The organism is Leptolyngbya sp. BC1307 (assembly GCF_002286735.1).
GTDB lineage: Bacteria > Cyanobacteriota > Cyanobacteriia > Phormidesmidales > Phormidesmidaceae > Phormidesmis.
In genome coordinates this window covers 104,114-119,146 of record NZ_NRTA01000012.1, presented here as the reverse complement: position 1 = coordinate 119,146, position 15,033 = coordinate 104,114, and the positions used below count along the sequence as shown (strand labels likewise).

The 15,033-nt window shown below is 53.1% G+C and carries 11 protein-coding genes; 3 read left to right on the top strand and 8 right to left on the bottom strand.

Translation table 11 applies throughout. From position 1 onward, the window contains the following. Window positions 1–210: 210 nt before the first annotated feature. The 3 genes from CKL79_RS09540 (at window position 211) to CKL79_RS09530 (ending at window position 1,518) form a co-directional block, all read left to right on the top strand. Window positions 211–552, top strand: coding sequence for a hypothetical protein (locus tag CKL79_RS09540; RefSeq protein ID WP_121969353.1), 342 nt, complete (start codon window positions 211–213; stop codon window positions 550–552). Window positions 553–557: 5 nt separating this feature from the next. Continuing rightward, window positions 558–794, top strand: a complete 237-nt coding sequence (locus CKL79_RS09535; RefSeq protein ID WP_121969352.1) for a DUF433 domain-containing protein — start codon at window positions 558–560, stop codon at window positions 792–794. Window positions 795–1,053: 259 nt separating this feature from the next. Then, the gene (locus tag CKL79_RS09530) at window positions 1,054–1,518 is read left to right on the top strand and encodes a ketosteroid isomerase family protein (protein ID WP_121969351.1); all 465 of its coding nucleotides are present in this window, start codon (window positions 1,054–1,056) and stop codon (window positions 1,516–1,518) included. 17 nt (window positions 1,519–1,535) lie between these two features. Here CKL79_RS09530 and CKL79_RS09525 read toward each other — a convergent pair whose 3' ends face one another. The 8 genes from CKL79_RS09525 to CKL79_RS09490 form a co-directional block, all read right to left on the bottom strand. Next, window positions 1,536–3,233 (bottom strand): pentapeptide repeat-containing protein, encoded by a 1,698-nt coding sequence (locus CKL79_RS09525; protein WP_121969350.1) that lies wholly within the window; start codon window positions 3,231–3,233, stop codon window positions 1,536–1,538. A gap of 373 nt (window positions 3,234–3,606) precedes the next feature. After that, window positions 3,607–4,500, bottom strand: coding sequence for a tetratricopeptide repeat protein (locus CKL79_RS09520; protein ID WP_121969349.1), 894 nt, complete (start codon window positions 4,498–4,500; stop codon window positions 3,607–3,609). A 153-nt stretch (window positions 4,501–4,653) separates the two neighbouring features. Beyond that, window positions 4,654–7,245, bottom strand: coding sequence for a hypothetical protein (locus CKL79_RS09515; RefSeq protein ID WP_121969348.1), 2,592 nt, complete (start codon window positions 7,243–7,245; stop codon window positions 4,654–4,656). A gap of 91 nt (window positions 7,246–7,336) precedes the next feature. Continuing rightward, window positions 7,337–8,602: a TldD/PmbA family protein gene (locus tag CKL79_RS09510; protein ID WP_121969347.1), complete on the bottom strand. Its 1,266-nt coding sequence runs from the start codon at window positions 8,600–8,602 to the stop codon at window positions 7,337–7,339. Window positions 8,603–8,611: 9 nt separating this feature from the next. After that, the gene (gene treY / locus CKL79_RS09505) at window positions 8,612–11,425 is read right to left on the bottom strand and encodes a malto-oligosyltrehalose synthase (RefSeq protein WP_121969346.1); all 2,814 of its coding nucleotides are present in this window, start codon (window positions 11,423–11,425) and stop codon (window positions 8,612–8,614) included. Window positions 11,426–11,494: 69 nt separating this feature from the next. Continuing rightward, window positions 11,495–13,369: a malto-oligosyltrehalose trehalohydrolase gene (gene treZ / locus CKL79_RS09500; RefSeq protein WP_121969345.1), complete on the bottom strand. Its 1,875-nt coding sequence runs from the start codon at window positions 13,367–13,369 to the stop codon at window positions 11,495–11,497. A 175-nt stretch (window positions 13,370–13,544) separates the two neighbouring features. Further along, the gene (locus tag CKL79_RS09495; RefSeq protein WP_240518768.1) at window positions 13,545–14,021 is read right to left on the bottom strand and encodes a DoxX family protein; all 477 of its coding nucleotides are present in this window, start codon (window positions 14,019–14,021) and stop codon (window positions 13,545–13,547) included. A gap of 61 nt (window positions 14,022–14,082) precedes the next feature. After that, window positions 14,083–15,027: a VOC family protein gene (locus tag CKL79_RS09490; RefSeq protein ID WP_121969343.1), complete on the bottom strand. Its 945-nt coding sequence runs from the start codon at window positions 15,025–15,027 to the stop codon at window positions 14,083–14,085. Window positions 15,028–15,033 lie beyond the last annotated feature (6 nt).

The following is a 15,033-nucleotide window of genomic DNA, read 5'->3' as shown; positions in this document are numbered from 1 at the left end:
GGCATCGGACTCGATTGAATTTGCATGAGTACGATACAGGGCTCTGGGCTTCGCCGCAGAGCTTTTTCTATCCGCCTGGCCAATGTGCTATTTGTTACTTGACTAGAAGCTCTGCTTTTCCCGCCTTGAGTTGATACCCGCCGATACATTTATAGTCAATACGAAACAGTATTGCGTTGTGAGAGCAGTAATGAATCTCTTCCACTCATTTTGATTACGGGTAAAACCGCGAGTAGAAACACTCGCAGCCCTCTGCTTGACTCTTTTGTCAACGACGGCAGAGATAACAATGCTTTCATCGTCAAGAGCCAACTGACAGATCTCTCCGATCTGCAGACCGGCCAGAAGACTCATCTTACCCATCGCCCAGCCCCTCCCCAAAACGTTGTCATCACGGCTAGAGCTTTTGCAGTTGATCGGCTCAACCGCATTATCAGCGCCGACAGAGAAGATATAGCCGCCATTGACGAAGAACTCGTTAGCGAGCAAGCTAAAATGGCCCCTACTAGCGACCTCGAACCCCTAAGAGAGCTGAAACGTCGGCTGAGATAACCATTGTGCAACATTTCACTCGCATCACCCAATCGCCCAGCGTCATGGGCGGCAGACCCTGCATCCGGGGCATGAGCCTCACGGTAGGGTCAATTTTGGAGCTTTTGGCTGAAGGGCGAACGGTGAATGAAATTATTACCGTCTACCCTTACCTGGAGCCCGCTGATGTGCAACAATCCCTGGCCTATGCCGCCTGGTGGCTAGACCGGGGAGAAGTCTCGGCGCAGTCTGCTCCGCGCTGACAGCAAAAGCTTCTATCACAAAGACTTCTATCACAAAGATTTTAGAGATTTTAAGAATTAAAGCTTTTGATCGGGCTACTAATTTGCCGGTTACCAGCGGCTCTACTCATCTGACCAGAGCTTTTTTACGGCTCTTTTAGCGGCCTAACGGCTTCTGGCCTCTGCCTTTTGAGCGAGGTATCGAGAAGAGAGCTTTTTTATCCTATCGGCATGTTTGCAGATTTTTGAACGACATCAAGAATCGATAGGAGAGATTGGAATGAAAGAGTCTACCAGTACCCAAGCGGCGGCTGACCAGCAACCCGGTGAGGTAGAAAAATGGGCAGATGCCCGAACAGACAACCTAGCCTTACCTGAGCAGCTTCAGCGCTACTTTGAGCACCTGAATCAAGGTGAGTTTGAGCAGGCAGCGGCTCTCTTTGCCGAAGACGGGCAGATGCTGCCGCCGTTTGAGCAGCCTATTTTGGGACGAGGGGCGATCGCTCACTACCTCACCACCGAAGCCAGCGGCATGATGCTGACCCCGCTGCGCTGCGAAAAACCTGACCAGGGAATAGACTTAGAGGGCGAACAGGTCAGCTTTGTCGTCAGAGGCAAAGTAAAAACCGCGCTTTTTGTGGTTAATGTAGCCTGGCAGTTTAGCTTGAACGCGGCGAATGAAATTACCCGAGTAAAAATTAAGCTGCTAGCCAGACTGGAAGAACTGCTGAAGTTTAAGCAGTAGCCGTATTTTTTATCAACTCACTGCCAAACCTTTACAGTGTCGTCTTTGCTGCCGCTAATCAGCGTCGGATCTAACGGCGTAAAGGCCAAAGACAAAATCCAGTCGGTATGGTCGCTCAGCGTCTCTATCAACTCACAGTTACTAAGATCCCAATACTTGATGGTGTTGTCGATGCTGCCGCTGACTAGCGTTTTACCGTCAGGGCTAATGGCTAGCGCCACTACTCGGTCGTTGTGACCGTCAAGCGTTGCTTGCAGCTCGCCAGTGGCCAGGTTCCAAAGCTTGGCGGTGCCATCCCAGCTAGCGCTGGCGAGTGTCTTACCCTCAGGATCAATGGCTACCGAGCGTACAGCATCACTATGGCCGGTAAATGTCTGCAAAAGCTCGCCGCTGGAGAGATCCCACTGGCGTATGGTCTGGTCGCTGCTGCCGCTGACAAACGACTGACCGTCTGGGGCGATCGCCACTGACCAAACCGTTGAGCCAGCGTCAATGCTGTAGATCGGTTCGCCGCTACCTAGCTGCCAAGTAGAGATGATGCCATCGTAGTCGCTGCTGATTAGCGTTTGCTCGTCTGGGCTGATGGCCACGGCCCAAACGGGAGCTCTCTCTACCGGAATGCTATAGACCAGTTCACCCGTCGCCGGTCGCCACACCTTAATGGCATCGCCGCTACTGCTGACTAGCCGGTCTCCCGACCCAGACACTGCTAGGCCTCTCACCGTATCGGTGTGGCCATCAAGCGTCTGTAGAATGTCACCTTGCCCGTCCCAAACTGTGATCTGACCGTTGGCATCGCCGCCAAATATATTCACTGCGTCGTCAATCTGCGTAGCCGCGACTGCCCATACCTGACTAGCACCCTCAATCGATTGCGCGACTGTTAGCGGCACAATGGGCTGCGCGTCTCCCGGCTTTACTGCCGGATTGGCGACGGGCTGAGCAATGAGCCGATTGGTAACTGGCAAATCCTCTGGCGCACTGTTCAGAGCGAGCGGTAGACCTACAGTTAGAGCAATCAGACCCAATGCGATCGCCGATCCCCATAGCATCCCTTTCTGAAGAGGAGTGCTCTTAGAGGTGCTCTCTCCGGCCAGAACCTGATTATTTGGCTGCGATTCAGGCTGAGTCTCTAAGCTGCTATCTCTGTAGATAGTGGCGACTTGCGGAGAACTGCCACCAGCCTCAGCCCGATAATCCGGGTGAATCTGGCGACTAAACCTGGCTGCCGGTACAGACGCAAGTGCCGCGGCCTCTCCCGGAGACTGAGCAACAAACTGAGCCGCCGCTGACCAATGAGCCAGACGGTTTTGCACCACGCCGGCAGCGTCAAGGTCTAGCCTGGAGAGCTGGTCTTCATCGATATTGGCATTGGCGACCCGAGCGTGAAACAAGTTAGCCTGGCATAGATCAACCCGCTCTATGTTGGCACCTGTTAGATTGGCCCGGCTCAGATTTGCCTGAGTGAAGTCTGCATCTGATAGATAAGCGCCGCTTAAGTTCGCCTCACTCAAGTCAGCGCCCCTAAAGTTTGCGCCGATCAGACAGGCTCGCTGGAGATCTGCTCCTCTTAGGCTGATGCCGCTGAAATCACCTTCAAAAAAATAGCCGTCTCTTAAGTTTTGCCCGGCCAGGTTGTAAGATTCATCTAGCTGACTCGCTCGCCGTTGATTCCACCGCTCTATGCCGCTTTTTAGCAGGGTGAGATGATTCATTGGCCGCTGCTCAACTGATAGCCCCAAGCAGTATGACTGCCTGCTAGATCTGCCCTAAAAACAACTGGAGTCATCATGCTTCTTCTTTGAAGACAAAACTTTTGAGTGAAATTAGGCTAAATCGCAGGAGCCTATTTGAAAAAGCTGAAACAACGCTGCGTCATCTAAACTTAGGTAATTTCAACCATATCTAAATAAACATTATATATTCAACCTATCCGGCAGAATATACTGAGCTTTCGCTGCTTAAGCCATCAAGAAAGTCTTATAAAGCCTGTTCAGACACTGTTTCAGCCCTGGCTAACTTTTGTCAGTCAATCAGGATAAACTGCCTACCCCGATTTTTGAGTTTCTCTGCTGACTCTTCTTTTGCTTACTCCGCTGACTCGCTCATGTAGGTGCGAACGTTACGAATGGCCTGCGCTGCGTAGTCGTCTTGAGGTCGTTCAGCGATCGCCTTCTCAAAGAAATCAAGTGCCCTGGCGTAGCTGCCTCGGTTCGTGGCATCGTAGCCCAGCCGCATGTAGCGGTCATAGCCAGCCTCTGCCGCAGGGCCCAAGCCAAATTCACCATCTTGCAAACCATCGACCGCGTTCCAGTAGGCAATCGTCGCCTGCCGGTCATTGGATTGTTCGTACAGCGCACTTCTAAAGTAGGTAATAGCAGCAGACAAATCTTCTCGCTTCGCCGCCGCATAGCCCAAGCGCATATAGCGATCATAAGCTGTCTCACCGGCATAAACGCGATAGGTCAGCGGCACATCTGTGGGAGAGTCTGCCTCGGTGCCCCGACTGAGATAGGTTTGCACATTGCGCACAGCCTGAGCCGCGTAGTAATCTTCAGGTCGCTGCTGAAGTGCTGTCTGAAAGGATGCGAGGGCGGCAGCATAGTCTCCCTTCTCAGTAGCATCGTAGCCTTGATCCATCGCTTGCTCATAGGCGCTGCTCTGGCCGCTCGCTTCGTCTGACTGGAGTTCGTCTACAGCGTTCCAATAGGCAATGGTAGCTTCGCGATCATTGGGCACTGCGTAGAGAGCATAGCGAAAAGATGTCGCAGCGTCAGCATAGTTGCCTGCTTGCTGCGCTGCAAAGCCCAGCCGCATGTATTCGTCGTATTCCTGCTCAGGGGTGGCATAGATCTCAGTCGAAGCCTCAGGCGTTGGCGAGGGGCTAGTTTGGGCGCTAGCCGTTAGTGGCGAACCGGTTAGCAGCCCAAATAGAGCAGGCGCTATGCCAAAGGCAAGAATCTTTTTAATCGGTTTCAACATGAACTGTTCAAAGCTATCTTTCTCTTCTAAGATGTCTGATATTTCTACCTTTTCTCTCTAGCTATCGACCGATGTCTGAAAAGCTAGCGGCAAACTCTTTCTTTCGGCAGAGTTCTAAAGCGGCACCGGGCCTTAGTTCTTTCGAGAAATTACTTAGGCAAGGGGGTACCTGACTGCCAGCCAGCCGGCTCCGGCTGACGCTATCCCGGCGGTAAATAGGCTGATGAAAAGCCACCAGGCGGCGATCGCTGCCTGTCGCCGCACCTGCTCAGTGCGCTGCTGCAAGTCACGTTTGACGGCCTCTGTCTGGGCTTGAGCCCTGGCTTGAGCGCTCTCTAAAATATCAAAGAACTGCTGTTGAGTATTGTCTACAACATCTTTGCTGACAAACTGCATCAGCGTCTGAGCCGCCGATTGAATGTCGCCCTCCCAGTTGCTTAGTGAGCCTGACACCGTTTGCCAGGCCGAGGTGAGTTTACCGGCGATCGCCTCACCTTCTCCCACATCCAGATCGTCCCTGTGGGCTAGCGCCTGCTGCCAAAAAGAGTCTCCCAATTCGGGCAAGGCGCTGGCTGCTTGGGGAATAGAGCGAGCAGCTGCCTTTGTCACCTGAGTCAACTCTTGCAAGAAATCAGCAGAATTCAAATCTGGTATTTCCTGATGCTGCAGATAGTGAGTCACCCGCGTGAGTAGCCGCTCGCTCCAGTCTTGCGAGATCTGCACGGCTCTTTTGGCCCAGCGGCGGGGAGCGCCTAGCAGCTCATAGCGGTTTTGCTGTAGCCAGTCTCCTAGTTCAGAGCGAACGGCTGGCTGCAAGCTAAGCGCTTCTAACAGGCGAGAGTCGTCAATCTGCTGAGGCACGTCAGGGAAGCTGTCAATAATGCCTTTCACTTCTGAGAGCAGCTTCGGCTTTAGCTCATCTAACCCGGTTTCGGGCCAGTCTACTGAGCGAAAGTAGCCAGCGAGCGTGCTGTAAAAAGGCTCATCGTCAGTCTGTTTTTGATAGCTTTTCCAGGCAGAGCGAAGGGCACTCATGAGTTCGGTGTGCTGCTGGTCGGTAATGCCTTTTCGCCTCTCTAGAGTTTGGGAAAGGGACTGGGCAATTTTATTAAAGTCGGGCGCACTATCTAGTAAATCGGCTCGGAGATGGCCGCTACTGGTGAGTAGTTCAGCTTCTTCTAGTAGCGATCGCAATTTTTGCTCAACGCTTTCAGCCGTAAGCTTATCTAAGCCGGTATAGCGAAAGTAAGTAATCAGCTTAGCCTGAATCATCTCAAGATTTTCAGCCGCTGCCGCCCGCTGTTTTTCAAACTGAGTCGAGACAAAATCACGGCTCTTTTCAAAGCCTTGAATTAAGCTGTTGCGCTGGCTAGAACTCAGCGTCGCATGGCGCTCAAACAAACCAACAAGAGCACCGCCATCCAGTCGATTAAGCAGATGCTCTACCTGAGCGGGTTTTAGCGGCGTATGATCCACAAAGTCTTGCAGCCAGCTAGAAAGATTATCTGCCGACAAGCTTTCTAAAGGAAGTTTGTTGAGCTGCGCTTTGAGCTGCTGCTGCCAGCGATTTTCGGTGGAGGCGATCGCCGCCTGCCGCACACTTTCAAGTACTTCGCCATGTATCTTGACCAGCTGATCAGTGATTTTCTGGATTGTCTCATCACTGAGATCTTTTCGCTGCTGTAGCCAGTCAACAAAGTCTTGTCGCCCCAATGCTGCTAGCTGCGTCTCTACCTGAGCAGGCTCAGCCTCAAGGTCATACAGCCGCTCAGCAAACTCTTCTGCTAGCGCTTCAGACTGCAAAGACCAGCGCGGCGTTTCTAGCAGATAATCTTCTACATCGAGACTGACCACGCTGAAAGTTGTCGTCTCATTTGTAAAGCTCTGAAATTTTTGCCAGAGCTTTTCTATGTCCCAATCGGACAGGTCTATCTGATTGAGGGCCGAGCGCAATAGCTGTCTCCAATCGGGCATTGCCTGAGCCAGCATACTTTTAGAAGAAGAGACCGCTGTGGCTGGTGTCACCGCCGCTGAAATCGGTTCTGAGACAGCGTCTGAGTCTGCCGCTATCTCAGCGCTATTGTCTGGTTGCGAGGGTTGCAGACTTTCCAATAGCGTTTCGGCCTGGTTGGGGGCAAGGTTAGCGCGATCGCAAATCTCTCTCACCAGTTTTTCTCTCTCCTGGCTCAGCAGTTGAGGAAGCTGCTGCTGGGAAGCGATCGCCGCAGAAAGCTCATTAGTCAGAATCTCAAATCTATCAGCCTCAGAAAGATCTTCGCTTTGACCTGAGGAAACCACCTGCCCCATCGCGCCAAACAAACGGCGAATACCCCCCGCCGCCACGCCAAACACAGAGCCAACCACATTCGACACTGTCGCCGAACTAATCCAGATTAAAATCAGCAGATAGGCCGCCCATAGCATCACCCCAAAAATCAACCCCTGCCTCGGCAGGATGATATTGCTAAACTCAGTGGCCAAAAAAGCTGAGCCAAATAAAACGGTTGCTAGGCTCAAAGTCACCCCAAACCCCAGCAGATGGCTGACAGGCAGCGCCACCGATGACTCCTCGGCAGCGGACTCCTTGGCAGTGGCCTCCTCGGTAGCGGGTTCATCCTCGACTTTCTTGTCACGGGGCGCGATCGCCCAGCCAACGGTAGACAGCCCCAGCGCTACTCCCAGATTCGTCAGTAGCAGCTGAAAGGCAAACGCCATGATCAGCCCTGCAAATAGCGAAAAAAACATCTACCCGACCGCCTAGCTAGTCTCCTACGCTAGAAAGATTCCGAGCGATTCGTCATCTACCATAAGAGACAAAACCCTTTCCCCTTTCCTCTTACCCCGTCACCGACAACCCATCCACCACCACCGCAGGCGTATAAGTAGAACCACTCCATTCAGCCTCACTACCCAGCCCAATCAAATGATTGAGCGCGCTGTAGGCATTGCCCGACACCATCGTATCTTTCACCCGACCAACAATCTCGCCCTGAGTGACGCGATAGCCCAGCTCCAGGCTAATAGAGAGGTCGCCAGTGATATCGCCGCCTTCTCCCAACACCTGATCGACAATCACCGCTTCTTGCTGCGCAGCCACCAGAGATTGCCAGTCTAGATGGCCAGGTGCGACCAATAGATTGATCAGTCCCGGCGTTGGGTAGCTGCCCAGGCTAGGGCGAATGCCGTTACCCGTAGTCTTATGAGCTAAGTCACCGTACCAATTTTCTAAAACGCCAGCTTTAACAAACATCAAGGGCTGGGTAAGCACACCCTCATCGTCAAACGGGCAGCTATAGGGGCCAGCGGTTGGGTCTTGACGCAAGGAAATTGCCTCAGCTATTACGCGATCGCCCTGCCGTTGACTCCAGGGAGAGGTGCCTTCGGCCACTCGCTTAGCGTTCAGCGCCGCTCGCAGCGTATCCCACAGCAGCCAGGCCGCACCGGGCGTAAAAATCACCGGCACCTGACCGGTCACCGGCGCAACGGTGCGATTTGCCCAGCCTAAGCGCTGAATGATGCTGCCGGCGATCGCACTCATATCTAAAGCATGACGATGAACCCTGCCATCCCCCGCGCTCAAAAAGTCATCCGGGCGGGTCAGCTCAGCGCTGATATAGCCGCTAAGGGCCGTATCTTGAGCCCGATAGTCTAGCCCGGTAGAGTTGATCAGCCGGGTCTCTTCGAGGTCGCAAGACAGCTCCGCTTCGCAAATCACGTCAGGAAAACGGTCGCGAATTTGAGCGATCGCCTCTCGCCCCCAGTCCACTAGCTGCTGAGTCTCTACAGCTGTACCCACAGCCCCAAAATCTTTTGCTTCCCCAGCCGTCAGATTCGGCGTTTCGGGTGCATTCAGTGTGCTGATCGCCAGCGCTTTTTGGACTAAAGTCTGTGAGTCTATCGGCCCATAGCCAACGGCTAACCCCGGCTGACCGTCACGCCAGAGCCGCAGGGCTACCCCTTCTGCCTGAGATGTTTCTGCTTGCTTTAGCCGATTGCCCTCAAAAATCACGGGTCTGGCGAGCGAACTCGATTGAAACACCTCGGCAGCTTCAGCGCCAGCAGCGATCGCCCCAGCCAGCAGCCGTTCAGCTAAATCTTCCATACCGATTCGCTAGGCGTCCTCCGGGCGGTGGTTTTCGCTCACCAGCAGCGCCACCGGAAACTGACTGAGCAATTCAGCCACTAGCAGTTCTTCGGTCACCGCCACAGACTTCCCGGTGAGCCAATCTTGCCAGCTAGCCTGCCCGCCTGCCGGTAGGGCTATGGCCGTATTGCCCCACACCTGTTTACCCAGGGGCAGCGTCTCCGGCTGAATTAAACCCGTCAAAAACCGGGGCACGACCGTCACGACCGTATGCTCACCTTTGTGTCGCATAAAAGCAATCACATGGTCAGCATGGTCACCCGTCACCGCCAGCGGTCGGTAGTCGCCGCTTCTAAACACATTGCGGAAATAGTTTCTAGCAGCCAACCCGCGCAGCGTCAAAAACAGCTTAATGCAGCCATCCGTTCGGTTCTTCAGCAGGTTTTTCATCAGTGTGGTAGGCTGTCGCTGCCACTGAGCCTGCACCTCTTGCAGCGCTTTAAGACGCTTGGAATAATCTACCGGACGACGATTGTCAGGGTCTACCAGGCTCAGGTCCCACAGCTCAGTGCCCTGGTAAAAGTCTGGTACTCCCGGAGCCGTTAGCTTAATTAACAGCTGAGCCAGCGCGTTGTAGATGCCGTAAGTGGCGATGCGCTTTTGGAAGTGCTGTAGCTTATCTAGAAAAACATTGTCTTTGCCAGGGGTCAGCAGCGTTTCGACAAAGCTGACATAGCCCGCTTCGTAGTCAGCATCGGGCCGCAGCCAAGCGGTATGCACTTTGGCCTCGCGAACGGCTTTGACCACGTAGTCTTTCACCCGTTCGCGAAAGGCGGGCAGCTCTTTGTCGTCAAACGGGTAGGCTCCGACCAGCGTCTGATATAAAAAGTACTCGTCGTTAGGGTCGGGCACGGGCTGATCGTTAACGAGCTGTTTTTTATCGGCGTTGAGTTCGCTCCAGGCTTTGACCTCTGTTTCCCATTCTTCGGGCAGTTCAGAGAGCACGTTCAGGCGCGACCTGACATCTTCACTGCGCTTAGTGTCGTGAGTAGAGGTGGCATTGAGCGAGTGCGGCCAGCTCTCCTGCTGATAGCAGTTATAGTCGTGAAAAGTCTTCAGCGAGATACCAAACCGGTCGGGCGAACCGCCGACTTCATTCAGTCCGATGAACCGGTTATATACATAAAACAGCGTGTCTTCTACGCCCTTGGCCATCAGCGGCCCGGTAAACTGCTGCAGTCGCATGACAAAATGCAGCCACTGCGCCCGCTCTTCCGAAGGCAGAGACTCTTCATACCCCAGCACTAAGAATCGCTCGATTAGCTCTAGCTCATTCAGCAGCTGCGGAATACGGGTTCTTGCGCCCGCGATCGCCTCTTTGATGTACTCAATATCGCTCTTAGAGCTGCCTCGCTGGTTGATATAAGTACAGTAGATCGGAAAAGACACCAAGACTTCTTGAATCGCCGTCTTTAAGCCATTAGCCGTCAAATCTCGGCCATAGCGATACTGACTAGCCACCTGTTTTAAGAAGCGAGCCAGGTTGTCAATATCGCCCACCAGGTTAGTGTCGGCAATCAGCCGCTTCTTCTCCAAAAAGAGTTTGTCATAACCATCTCGCAAACCGCTAAACTGCCGGTAAAGCCGCGTAAAGTGGCGCTGGTTTTGCTGCTGACAAAAAACGCTATTGACATATGTCAAAAACTCATAGCCCGAAGTCCCCTGAATCGGCCAATGATCCGGCAGTCGCTCACCCGGCTCTAAGATCTTTTCAATGACCGTATACACGCCGTCTGTTTTCTCTTCTAATCTCTCTAAGTAGCTCAGCGGATCGTACAGCCCGTCAATATGGTCTATACGCAGGCCGTTCAGCTTTTTCGCTCTGACCAAGTCGAGAATCAGCGCATGGGTCTGGTCAAACACTTTAGGATTGTCTACTTTGAGACAAATCAGCTCGTTGACCGTAAAAAACCGGCGATAGTTAAGTTCTTCTGCCCCTACCTTCCAAAAAGAGAGCCGGTAAAACTGTTCTAGCAGCAGCTGATCCAACAGGTCGAAGGTTTTAGGCTTACCCGGCTGACCGTTGAAAGCCTCAATGTTTTGGTCGATAAAGCCTTTGATTTCGCTGTTAGATTCGTACAGCTCCCACAGCAAATGCTTCACAAACAGCGCCTGATCTCGGCGCTCTCGTCCCTTTGTATCTGGAAAAGTACTTCTGACCGTGTTCAAAACACCGGCTAGCTTAATATAGTCAGGGTGCTGTCGGCCCATCTGTCGCCGCAGCCACGAGATTTCGTAAGTCAAAAAGCTCGCGTAAGACTCTACCCTCACCGGAAAATGTAAGCCGTAGTAGTTAACTTTCAGCCCGTCGGCGTGATAGCTCAGCTGTATTTCACCCCGTTCCAGACAGCGGTGATAGAAATCGCCCAGCATTGGCGCGAGCACTTTACCTTGAATATCGGCATAGGAGTGCTCCCACTCAATATCGAAGTAGTCAATGTACTGAGAGTCTTGCCCATGCTCTAGCACATCCATCAAATAGTGATTTTGGCCGTCGTAGGCCATGTGGTTTGGCACAATATCTTGCAGCCAAGCCATGCCTCGCTCCTGCAACTCCTCTATCAGCAGGTCAAATCCTTCCATCCCGCCCAGTTCGGGGTTGAGCTTGTTTTGATCGACCACGTCGTAGCCATGCTGACTGCCGCTACGGGCTGCAAAAATCGGCGAGGCATAAATATCAGAAATTCCTAGCTGATCGAGATAATCAACAATCTCTTTGGCCTGGTGAAACGTAAAGCCAGGGTTGAATTGAAGGCGGTAAGTAGCAACAGGGATACGCATGGGTCACGGCTAGGTTAGGAGAGACATTGAGAAGACGCAGAAGCGGCTGCCAGTCGGCAGCTCCGACGGTTAGGCGCTAGATTCAGCCTGATAGAGGGCGATGCTTAAGGGACTTAAAACCAGGGTGGAAGGAGAACTCGCCGATAGCGTTTCGGGAAGGGGTCCGGTAGCATCACTGGCCTGGTCTGCTGAACTGCTCGCAGACCACTGAGCATCGGCAGAGTTGATTTGCTGATGCCAAACTTTTGTACCTAAGGGTAGCTCAACCTTCTCAGGCTGCTGACTGAAGTTCATTAGACAGAGCAGATCGCCGATTGCCAAAGTGCGCCGGTAGTAAAGCACAGGGTCTGTATGTTCTACTGTCAAATCTTCTGGGTAAGAGGGTGTCATGATCTGGCACTGCTTTCTCACTTTGATCAGCTGCCGGTAAAACCTGCGTAGAGTAGCCTGCTGCGATCGCTCACCTTCTTCTTCAACAGTCAACCAGTCAAGCGTAGCTGCCTTAAAGGTCTCAACGCTACCCGGATCGGGCGGCGTACCGCTGGCATGAAAATCTTTAAATTCCAACGTTCGGCCCTTGCGAACGGCTTCTAACAGACCGGGATCACCATGATCGACAAAGTACAGAAAAGGAGCCGGGTCGCCATACTCCTCGCCCATAAACAGCATCGGCAAGTAGGGAGAAAGAATCGTCGCGCCTGCTGCCAGCTTTAACCCGTCAAAAGGAATGCGGGTAGAGAAGCGATCGCCCAGCATCCGGTTGCCAATCTGATCATGGTTTTGGCTGGAGACCACAAACTGCGGTGAGGGCAGATCCGGTGCCGGTGCGCCGTGAGCCCGCTTGCGAAAGCTGGAGTATTTGCCGTCGTATGCAAAGCGGTGTTTGAAGGCGATCGCCAGCGCTTCCAAACTGTCAAAATCCTGGTAATAGCCCATGGCATCACCCGTCAGCCGGTTGTGCAGCGCATGGTGAAAGTCATCGCTCCACTGAGAATCGAGCTGATAGCCACCCTTCTCAACCGGGCGAGTCAGCCGAGGATTGTTGAGATCGCTTTCGGCAATTAGATAGGCCGGAGAGGGGCGACCCGCCGCAAAGTCAGCGACCTTCTCAGCCAGTTCCTGTAAAAAGTGCTTCGCGCCAAAGTCGTAAATGGCATGAACTGCGTCTAGCCGCAGCCCGTCAATGTGGTAGTCGCGTAGCCACATCAAGGCGTTTTCAATAAAGTAGTTGCGAACGCCGCCGCTGTAGGCATCGTCAAAGTTGATGGCGCTGCCCCAGGGCGTGCGGTAGTGATCGGTGGTATAGGGGCCGAACTTACCAGTGTAGTTACCTTCGGGGCCAAAGTGGTTGTACACCACGTCCATGATTACCGCTAGGCCGTGCCGATGACAGGCATCGACGAGTTGCTTCAGGCTATCGGGGCCGCCGTATGAATTTTGGACGGCGAAAGGAAAAACGCCATCGTAGCCCCAGTTGCGAGCACCTGGAAACTGAGCCACGGGCATAATTTCGACGACGGTAACGCCAAGTTCTACCAGGTCAGGCAGACGAGCGATCGCCCCTGCAAACGTACCCTCGGGTGTAAACGTACCCACGTGCAGCTCATAAATAATGTAGTCAGTCAGCGGAACGCCCTGCCAGCCGTCATCCTGCCATTTGTACTGAGCGTGATCCACCACCGCTGAAGGACCATGCACGCCCTCCGGCTGAAAATGAGAGGCAGGATCGGGCCACGCCTCTTCGCCCTCTTCTAGCTGATAGAGATATCGGGTGCCAGCAGGCAGGTTGGGCGCACTGACATGCCAGTAACCCTGCTCATCTTGAGTCATCGGCAGATGAGTGACTGCCCCGGCCTCATTCTTCACCTCTACAGACACCTTTTCTAGCAGCGGTGCCCACACCGTGAATTTACAGCCGTCGTCAAAATTTGCACCGATTCTCATAAATCCAGGCTCGCCGTGTAGAATTCTGCAGTCGTAATGATATTGGCCATCACAATACCAAAAGGACTCACTATGTACGGCTATCTACGGACATAAAAATAGCCCTCAAGCATGAGGGGCGTTCTATCAGTGCCGTTCAGTCCAAGTTTGGCGCGCTCCTTCTAAACGCCAATTATTACGCGCCAATCAGCAGCAGCGCATCGAGCGAGTATGCGCCCGGCCCGAATAAAATTAGCAAAATCAGCATCAAGCTAAAGATCAGCGCTTTTTCATAACTGGGCGGCTCGCCCTTTTGTCCCTCTGGCCCTTCGTAATATTCGCCCAGCAGGTAAGGATCAGGGGCCACCATCGGATCGCCTTTGATCAGTTCCTGCACAATCGCATAGATCATCGACACCAAAATAGACGCGCTGGCAAAGGGCGTCAGCAGGCCCAAAATTAGCCCAGTGCCCCCTACCACCATAAAAGCCGCTGACAAAAAGCACAGCGGTAGTGGCGCGCCCAACGCTTCTGACCATGTCTTCAAATGCTTGAGCTTAGGCAACCCGTGCAATATGAATAAAACCCCCACGACTGCGCGAAACAACAGCAGCATATAGCCCTGTGGCCCTACGATGAAGTCAGGATACAGCGCCGATAGCAGCGTACTCACCGTTTCCAATAGATCTCTCCTCTTATCTTTTTCTCATATCTTGTTCTCACCTGACAATCTTCTAGTTTTGCACCAGCAGCACATTGTGGCCATCTGGCCCTCGCCATAGCACTGCCTGCTTAAACGGCATGGTTTCTGGCAGGTCGATCACTTTGGGCGAGACAAACTGCACCTGGGTCTTTTCAGCCTCTTCTAAGGCTTCTACTGCCGCGTCAATATCTTCTACTAGCAGCTCAAAATGCATATGTACCAGATCGCTGGTCTGCTGATCGAGCGGAAAAGGCCGTGCGCCCGGCGGTGTGAGATAGTCTAAAAATTCTACGCCCAGTCGCCCAGCAGCAGGCGTCAGTGAGGTAACAATGACCTTGGCGCTAAAGAGATTATCCATCGTCTCTTGCTTAATGCCGATGTTGGTCATGCTGCCCTGGTGAGTCAGTCCCAACAGATCGCGGTACAGCACCAGGCTGCGCTCGGTGCTGGAGATAGCGATCGCCGAATGATCTATCCCCAAAAACAGCGCGTCTTTAGCCTGCCAGTGGTCAGGGCCAAGGCCCGGCGGAAACTGCAATAGCTCTAGCGCATGGCCGTCAGCATCTCTAAACTTAAAAGCACGAATGTCATTGGGCAGCGTTTGCGGCTCAGGAGAAATCGGTGTAAATGAAAATTTCTGGAGCTGAGCATAGGCTTTGTCCATGTCGCTGACGATAATGGCAAAGTGCTGAAACCACAGGTCGTTACTCTTGCTGTCAGCCGGTACAGGCTTGCTGTCAACGCCCAAAAACTCCATCAGACGAATGGTTTCTTCACCTAGCCGCAAAGACACAATGCGAACCTGAGCCTTGGGCACTCCGTACAGATAGCTGGCTTCGTCGCCACTGATGACACTATCAGTAACCACTTTAAAATCGAACGCGCCCGTAAAAAAGTCAGTAGCGCGGCCTGCATCAGAAACTGTGAGGCCAATCGCCTGTACCGCCTGAATGCTTACGCTGGAGGGAGACGCCATAGTTAG

Excerpts from the sequence above, each read along its gene's own strand:
- treZ (WP_121969345.1), bottom strand. The coding sequence starts at position 13,369 with ATGAGAATCGGTGCAAATTTTGACGACGGCTGTAAATTCACGGTGTGG.
- CKL79_RS09530 (WP_121969351.1), top strand. The coding sequence starts at position 1,054 with ATGAAAGAGTCTACCAGTACCCAAGCGGCGGCTGACCAGCAACCCGGT.
- CKL79_RS09490 (WP_121969343.1), bottom strand. The coding sequence starts at position 15,027 with ATGGCGTCTCCCTCCAGCGTAAGCATTCAGGCGGTACAGGCGATTGGC.
- CKL79_RS09515 (WP_121969348.1), bottom strand. The coding sequence starts at position 7,245 with ATGTTTTTTTCGCTATTTGCAGGGCTGATCATGGCGTTTGCCTTTCAG.
- CKL79_RS09525 (WP_121969350.1), bottom strand. The coding sequence starts at position 3,233 with ATGAATCATCTCACCCTGCTAAAAAGCGGCATAGAGCGGTGGAATCAA.
- treY (WP_121969346.1), bottom strand. The coding sequence starts at position 11,425 with ATGCGTATCCCTGTTGCTACTTACCGCCTTCAATTCAACCCTGGCTTT.
- CKL79_RS09510 (WP_121969347.1), bottom strand. The coding sequence starts at position 8,602 with ATGGAAGATTTAGCTGAACGGCTGCTGGCTGGGGCGATCGCTGCTGGC.
- CKL79_RS09520 (WP_121969349.1), bottom strand. The coding sequence starts at position 4,500 with ATGTTGAAACCGATTAAAAAGATTCTTGCCTTTGGCATAGCGCCTGCT.